This is a genomic window from Bacteroides sp. RTP21281st1_H5_RTP21281_210402, from assembly GCF_040918965.1.
GTDB lineage: Bacteria > Bacteroidota > Bacteroidia > Bacteroidales > Bacteroidaceae > Bacteroides > Bacteroides congonensis.
On the sequence record NZ_JBCOWR010000022.1, the window covers coordinates 56,583 to 64,150 of the forward strand.

6 protein-coding genes are annotated in these 7,568 nt (G+C 42.5%); all 6 read right to left on the minus strand.

All coding sequences use genetic code 11. The features are described 5' to 3' along the window. Positions 1–15 precede the first annotated feature (15 nt). The 6 genes from AB5443_RS22265 to AB5443_RS22290 all read right to left on the minus strand — a co-directional run bounded on the left by AB5443_RS22265 (position 16) and on the right by AB5443_RS22290 (position 7,451). Complete coding sequence (locus AB5443_RS22265) at positions 16–1,173, minus strand: FecR family protein (RefSeq protein WP_195405976.1); 1,158 nt, start codon at positions 1,171–1,173, stop codon at positions 16–18. Between the two features lie 67 nt (positions 1,174–1,240). Next, positions 1,241–1,795, minus strand: coding sequence for an RNA polymerase sigma factor (locus AB5443_RS22270; protein ID WP_368114497.1), 555 nt, complete (start codon positions 1,793–1,795; stop codon positions 1,241–1,243). Positions 1,796–1,825: 30 nt separating this feature from the next. Beyond that, positions 1,826–2,527, minus strand: coding sequence for a Crp/Fnr family transcriptional regulator (locus AB5443_RS22275; RefSeq protein ID WP_073347808.1), 702 nt, complete (start codon positions 2,525–2,527; stop codon positions 1,826–1,828). Positions 2,528–2,643: 116 nt separating this feature from the next. Next, entirely contained in the window at positions 2,644–4,833 is a 2,190-nt protein-coding gene (locus AB5443_RS22280; protein ID WP_368114498.1) for a glutamine synthetase III, read from the minus strand. Between the two features lie 398 nt (positions 4,834–5,231). Further along, the gene (locus AB5443_RS22285) at positions 5,232–7,031 is read right to left on the minus strand and encodes a hypothetical protein (RefSeq protein WP_368114499.1); all 1,800 of its coding nucleotides are present in this window, start codon (positions 7,029–7,031) and stop codon (positions 5,232–5,234) included. Between the two features lie 6 nt (positions 7,032–7,037). Continuing rightward, on the minus strand, positions 7,038–7,451 hold the full coding sequence (locus AB5443_RS22290) for an HU family DNA-binding protein (RefSeq protein WP_022139856.1): 414 nt from the start codon (positions 7,449–7,451) through the stop codon (positions 7,038–7,040). Positions 7,452–7,568: the final 117 nt, after the last annotated feature.

Below are 7,568 nucleotides of genomic sequence, written 5' to 3' on the forward strand. Positions count from 1 at the left end.
GTATGTATTAATGGTTTATTGCTTATAAGATATGTGTAATATGTTTTCTTTTTGCTTGATATTTACCAGATTGAGTCCTGTTATCATGTCGAGGATAGGATTCATGTTCTCATACCTGTTAAGATTAGCTCCGATCCTTACCCTTTTGGCCGCATCGTCTTCGAATATATAATTGAATCCATACCATTTGGATAAGTATGAGAATACTTCCTCCAGTGGAATATTCTTAAAGATAAAAGAGCCGGATTGCCAGGAAGTATATAGTGTCGTATCTACTTCAGCGATTGTTTTTTGTCCGGACTCCTTGTTATACATAAGGTGTTGCTTCGGCGTTAATTCATACTCTTCTTCGCCGCTGTTTATTTTTACGCTACCACTTACCAATGTTGTACTTTCAGTTTTTTCATCAGGATACGCTCTTACGTTAAATGAAGTGCCTGTCACTTGAATGGAAGTGTGCGGTGTTTGTACGATAAAGGGATGTTCCTTATCGGGGGCTACGTCGAAGTAAGCTTCTCCTTTTATTTGGACGAGCCGTTTCTGTCCGCTGAAACAAACAGGATAGGTTAATTCGGATTCCGCATTCAAGTGTACTTTTGTCCCATCTGAGAGGGTGATGTGACATTCCATGCCCTGCAGGGTGCGAAGGGTATTCATAATTTCTTTCACTTGAGGTTTATTGGTATGGGAGTGGTAATTGATTCCTTGGGAGTCAATATTGAAAAACCTACTCGCACTTTCGGGAAGGATACCGCTAGGTATCTTGAATGTACTTCCGTTACTTAAAGTTACTTCACCGCCACTTATTCCTGGGGTGATTTCGCTGATAGGTTCTTCTGTCATCCAATTATAAATAAGGTAGGAAGAAGGTACTGACAACAACAGGAATAGTGCTGCATATTTCAGACTTTTTTTCCAGAAAGAGATACCGGATGGGTTCTCTTCCAATAAAGGATGGAGTTTTTCCCATGCTTTTTTTGAAGAGAAGCTTTCCAGCAGGCGGATATTTTCTTCATAATTATCCCGGTTCAATATCCGGTCGGCTATTCTTTGGTTTTCCTCCGGATTTTTGCCTATCCATTCACGATATTCCGTATCGTCCGTAGTCGATGAATGAGTGAATATGGAAGCTAGTAGTTTCGCAATTTTAAATTTTTCTTTGAATGAGTTCATCGTTTCTTTCGATTTGTTTGTATATAAAACAACCCAAATGAAAAAACGGGGTAATCAAAAAGTTATTTTATTTGCATAAAAAGAGCAATAAGATATAATTTATATCTTTAAGTTTATCTCTGAGTTTGCGATATGCGATTTTCTTTAGCGTATGGACAGTACCTTCTGAGATTTTCATTTTGTCAGCAATTTCATGTTTTTTAAGTCCTTGCATGGAATATAAGATGACTTTTTTCATCTGTGAAGATAATTCTTCTACCGCTTTGCGCACGAGCCGGTAAGTCTCTTGTTCAATAATGATAGTTTCGTGATCACTGTCTGTATCTTCCTGTTCGACAAGATGGGAAATGTCCAGTTGTTCGTGTTTCAAGTGGTTCAGGCATTTATTTCGTGTAACGGTATAGAGGAAACTTTTTACTTTCAACAGATCATCGAAATTCTCTTTCCGCTCCCAATAAGATAAAAATGACTCCTGTACAATGTCTTTGCAAACTTCTTTGTCTTCAACATAGTGAAATGAAAATACACAAAGAATAGGAAAGTAGTCGTCAAATAGCTTTTTAAAAGCATTTTTGTTACCACGTTTAATATCTGCGATAATATTTCCTTTGTATATATTCACAATTTAAAGCTGGGTTGTGCAAAAATGGTTTTATCCAATCTTGCTTATTTTCTTCAGCTTCTCTTCTTCGATAATTTTGATTTTTCTTCCGTCAATGGTAATCAGTCGTTCAGTAGCAAACTGAGACAGCGTGCGGATAGCGTTCGAAGTAGTCATATTCGAAAGATTTGCCAAATCTTCGCGTGATAGGTAAATACTCAGGGTTGAGCCATCTTCTTCCAACCCATAACTTTCTTTGAGGAAAATCAGGGATTCGGCGAGACGTCCGCGGATATGTTTTTGAGTCAGGTTGACAGTACGTTCGTCAGAGATACCGAGGTCGATGGAAAGCTGGCGGATAAAGAACATTGCCAGGTCGTTGTTCTGGGCAACCAGGGTAGTGATGGCACTCATCGGTATAAGACAGACTACGGAAGGTTCGAAAGCTGCTGCGGCAGTCACAAAATCTTGTTTGGCAAAATAGGCACGATAGGCAAAGTATTCGCGTGGTTTAATCATGCGGATAATCTGACTTCTACCTCCTACGCCATCTTTGAAGATTTTAACTTTACCACTGATAAGACACATCAAGTGGGATGGTGTTTCTCCTTCACAATAGATGGTTTCATTCTTTTTGTAGGTCTGTATCGTATAATTGTTCATCAGAAACTCCTTTTGCTCATTATTCAAAGGAGCTATCATATCGGATAACGGTTCCGAAATATCGATGTCTGACATGTTCATTTTTACCATGGGTGCTACAAAACTGTGTTATACAGCACAAAAGTAGAAATAAAAAATGAAAAAATACACGAATCTATAAAAAGATTGCACAAAAGTGGGAGCTTTCGTGCAATCTTGCAGACATTTTATTTGGTAAACAACAGTTCCCTGTATTTAGGCAATGGCCATATTTCGTCGTCCACTTCCATTTCAAGATGATCGATATGGTCGCGGATCTGGTCAAGGTAAGGACGTACTTTTTCTTCGTAGGCAAACGCTCTTTCCTTATAGTTTTCCAGATGGTTGGCAACTTTTCGTGCTTCAGTCATTTCGCGAACCAGTACTTTGATTGAAGTCACTCGGTGCGAAATCTCACGAATCAGCTCTTTGCGGTCGGCACTCAGCGCTTCGTACTCTTCGGCAGGGAATATCTCTTTCAGCCCGCGAAGGTTTTCGAGCAATCGATTCTGGTAGGCAACGGCAGTCGGAACGATGTGATTGATAGCAAGGTCGCCCAATACACGTCCTTCAATTTGGACTTTCATGGTAAATTTCTCCAGTTCCACTTCCAGACGGCTGTTCAACTCTGTTTCGTTGAAGATACGTTCGCCGATAAGTACAGCCTTAGATTGGTTGTCAACGTAGTGCATCAGGGCTTCCGGGACGTGGCAGATGTTAGTCAGTCCACGGCGTGCAGCTTCCTGTTTCCATTCTTCCGAATAACCGTCACCTTCGAAACGGATAGGTTCGGAAGCGATGATTGTCTCTTTCAGTAACCGGAAGATAGCTTCGTCTTTTCCCACTCCTTCTTCCATCAGTTTTTCTATGGACGCACGGAACTCGTTCAACTGGTTTGCCATGGCAGCGTTGATGGCAATCATGGCGGCGGCACAGTTGGAAGAAGAGCCGGCGGCACGGAACTCAAACCGGTTTCCGGTGAAGGCGAAAGGAGAGGTACGGTTGCGGTCGGTTGTATCGAGCAGGATTTCGGGGATACGTCCGATACCCAGTTTTAATGTAGTCTTTTCTTCCGGTGTCATCTTCTCGTTTCCTACTTGGCGTACAATTTCGTCGAGCGTTGCCGAAAGTTGTGAACCAAGGAAGCAGGAAAGGATGGCGGGCGGAGCTTCATTGGCTCCTAGGCGGTGGCTGTTGCTGGCACTCATAATGGAAGCGCGCAGCAGATTCTGATTTTTATAAACCATCATCAATACGTTGACCAGGAAAGTGAGGAATAGCATGTTTCCTTTCGGATTCTTTCCCGGGGCAAACAGATTGATACCCGTATCGGTACAAAGCGACCAGTTGTTGTGCTTGCCCGAACCGTTCACACCGCTATAAGGTTTTTCGTGCAGAAGCACGTTGAAGTGATGCTTGCGGGCAATACGTTTCATCAGATCCATGACGAGCTGATTGTGGTCGTTTGCCAGGTTGCAGTTTTCGAAGATAGGAGCTAGCTCGAACTGGTTGGGGGCTACCTCGTTGTGGCGGGTCTTGGCAGGAATACCCAGCTTGTGGCATTCAATTTCCAGTTCCTTCATAAAGGCGGTGACACGTGGAGGGATAGAGCCGAAATAGTGGTCTTCCAACTGTTGGTCTTTGGCGGAAGAGTGTCCCATCAGTGTCCGTCCTGTCAGGCAGAGGTCGGGGCGTGCATTATATAAGGAAGAGTCGACGAGGAAATATTCCTGTTCCCATCCCAGGTTTGTATATACGCGTGTCACGTTCTTATCGAACAACTGGCAAACTTCCGTAGCCGCTTTATCCACGGCGGCGAGTGCTTTCAATAGCGGAGTTTTGTAGTCCAGTGCTTCGCCTGTATAAGAAATAAAGATAGTAGGGATACAAAGAGTCGTATCTACTACAAATGCCGGTGAAGAAACATCCCATGCCGTATAGCCGCGTGCTTCGAAAGTGTTGCGGATGCCGCCGTTCGGAAAAGAAGAAGCATCCGGTTCCTGCTGGATAAGTAATTTCCCGGAGAAGCGTTCGATAACTCCACCATCTTCGCCGAACTCGATAAAGCCGTCATGTTTTTCGGCTGTTCCGTCCGTCAAAGGCTGAAACCAATGTGTGTAGTGAGTGACGTTGAGTGACTTTGCCCAGCTTTTCATGCCGTTGGCAATCAAGTCTGCCACTTCGCGGTTGATAGGCGTACCTTTTTCGATAGCGTCGGTCACGGCTTTGTAGGCTTCTTTCGGAAGATACTCCTGCATCTTCTTGCGGTCAAACACGTGGCTACCATAATAATCAGAGAGTTTATTGGAAGGAGCAGTTACTTCCAAAGGTTTCCGGTTGGAAAGCTCTTGTAATGCAAAAAATCTCATTTTAGACATAAATGGTCTGTTTTTTATCGGTTGATGGCGCAAAATTATATGTTTTTTCTGAAAGTACCCCTATTTTTTAGGGGGTAATTTGAAAAATAAGATATTTTTTTGAATATGCCCCCTTCGGACTTAAGGGGGAAGGCTGAACTTTATGGTCTTGACGTAAAAAACACTGGTAAACATATAAGTTTTGTACAGGTCACATCAGTAAGGCATTTAGATAACTTGGAAAATTCTCTGTGACATTTTTGTTTGTATTCTAAGTATTATACGGGGAAAAACAAAAATGTCGCAGAGCTTATTATCAATGCCTTATCTTTAAAAATAGCCTGATTTTAAGATAAGTTTGCAAAAATCAATAGGGAGTTTTTATCTTTTTCGGAATAAAAACTGCATTTTTCTTTTAATTATTTGAATTTCAGTATTTTGATTGTTCTGGTTTCATGATTTCTATAATTTTCCACCTCTGCATATTGTTCTAGTTCTTTAGTCGTGATACCTCGTCCGGTGTTCAGTCCCATTTTCTTATATACTTGCTTGAGCATACTTTTTACTTCCTGAACCGACAATTCAGTCCCTATGGGGAAAGTTCGTTGGATACGGGTTTTCATCTGTCCCGACTTCTTGATGGATTGTTCGCTGCTGACATTTAATGCTGTACGCAACTTATTTTCATTATAGTCGGATTCACGGATAAATTCACCACCAAACCGGCAAAAGCAATCGTATATATATCTGTCAGCAGTAGAAGTTATGAGATTTCCCAACATGCGTTGATAGCGTTTTTGTAGTTTCTTATCGGTAGTTCTGCTCATCTTTTCCATCTCTTCCAGTTTGCGGACGATAAGCTCCGCTCGCTTTTTCTTAGCCAGACGATGTTGGATAGCCATGCGCTCATTATCTGAAACCGGCATAAGGCGTTCTTCGTGTGAGAATTCAAAATAGCTGGTTTGCTGATAGGCATTACACAATAAATCAGCAGAGGTATATAGCCGTTTCACTTGTTCCTTCTCATAGAAGTTGGCTATCAGAAACGGGTCGGGTTTTCCGTTCTCGTCCAGATAAGGAAGATAGGAATTTTCTCCGATAGCTTCCTGCAATAATGTCCGTTCTCCTATATTCGATGTCCGTGCCAGTTGCACCTTCCATCCGTTGAAGACGGTGGATGCTCCCTGAATCCAGTGGTCAATTTCCGGTGCAGACATACATTCCAGTTCCGGGCGGATAGAAGCAATATGTGTCACACTGTTTACTCCGCTGCGGAAACGTCCGATGATTTGGATAGCTTCGGTAGCCGGGTCGATAACCGATTGCGCAGCACCGTATAAGTCGCTGATGAAAATCACGTGCGGGGGATTCTTGCACACGATATCTACTGCCGAATAGAAACGTGAAGTGAAGAAGTTGTAACGTTCCAGTTCGGTAATCATCATTGATTTTTTGCGTCGGTTGCCTTTCCACAGTTTGTATTGCCCGTCTTCGCTGCAAAAGGTACATGCATTACTCAATTCAGGTATCAACCGGTAAAAACTGTCTATCGAGTCGATGCTGTTGCAGAAGATGCAGACCGTTCCTCGCTTGGCGTCAATTACTTCCTGCAATGTTTCCAGTACATTATTCGTAGTGATAAGTTTCAGCTTTTGGCGGTATGCATAGTCAGGCAGAATCAATACCCGCATAAAGCCATCGAAACGATTGTCCTTTTCGGGTATGATAGGAGTGGCGGAAATCAATGCCTTGTTTTGAAAACGGAAAAAATCGTTCATCGGTTCGCGGATGGAATCACGGTAATGCACGTCCTGCACTAACTTCTCACATTCATCAAACAAGATAAAGCATTCTGTGTACATATCTATCCCCACCGCTTGCATCGCTTCCTTGATTTTCGTGAAACCTTCGGGAGTGGTCAACAGCTTGTAATGCTTATCACGGTTTTCTTCCAGGAAATCAGCCACTTTCCGGATAGTTACACCTTTATATACAGCCAACGCATTCTTATGTTTCTTCGCTTTCGACTCGATAACAGGCACATTAGGCTCGATAATGATAGATTTCCGTGGTGCTGTCAGTTCGCAATGCGTAGCTCCCAGTCCGGGCAGTAACTTGTTGATGATACAATTGGTCGGGATAAAGTCTTTACCGGCGCGTTTCAGTGCATCCGCGAAGTATTCACCTTTTCGGATGGAGTAAGTTCTGTCGTATTCCATGTCGTTCTAGTACTTTCGTTTGTTATGTCTTTCAGGGTTATACTTCTCAAATCCTGCCGCGGCTATCCGTTTCTTCAAGTGCTTTTCAGCCTTGAACACAACGTTCTTCACCTCTATGGATTCCGCCCGATGGTTTTCACCGGGTTCTTTGTCTTCACAGAAACTGCCGTTTAGAGAAAAACTGCCGAAATCTTCCAGATTGAGAATATTGCCATTTTTCAGAATGGCTTCAATCCCTTCCAATACCATGCTGAGATTTTTGTATGCATCTCCTTTGGAAATGTTGTTCTTGAAAGCCAGATATTCTACAAAGGCTTTGGTATTCAGCGTATCCCATGATAATAGCTGCACCCGTACATTTGTTTCTTTGTCACCACTGAAAGTATCCGCAAAGCGGGTTGTCTTGTAAAGTATGCTCATAATAATTCCTTTTAGATTATCACTATTTGTTTGCAGTTGGCAGGGCAGACGCATTAAAAATTATTTTCCTGTAAAAGTTGTGACAAATATTTTTCATCCCATCCCGCTTTTAGTCTT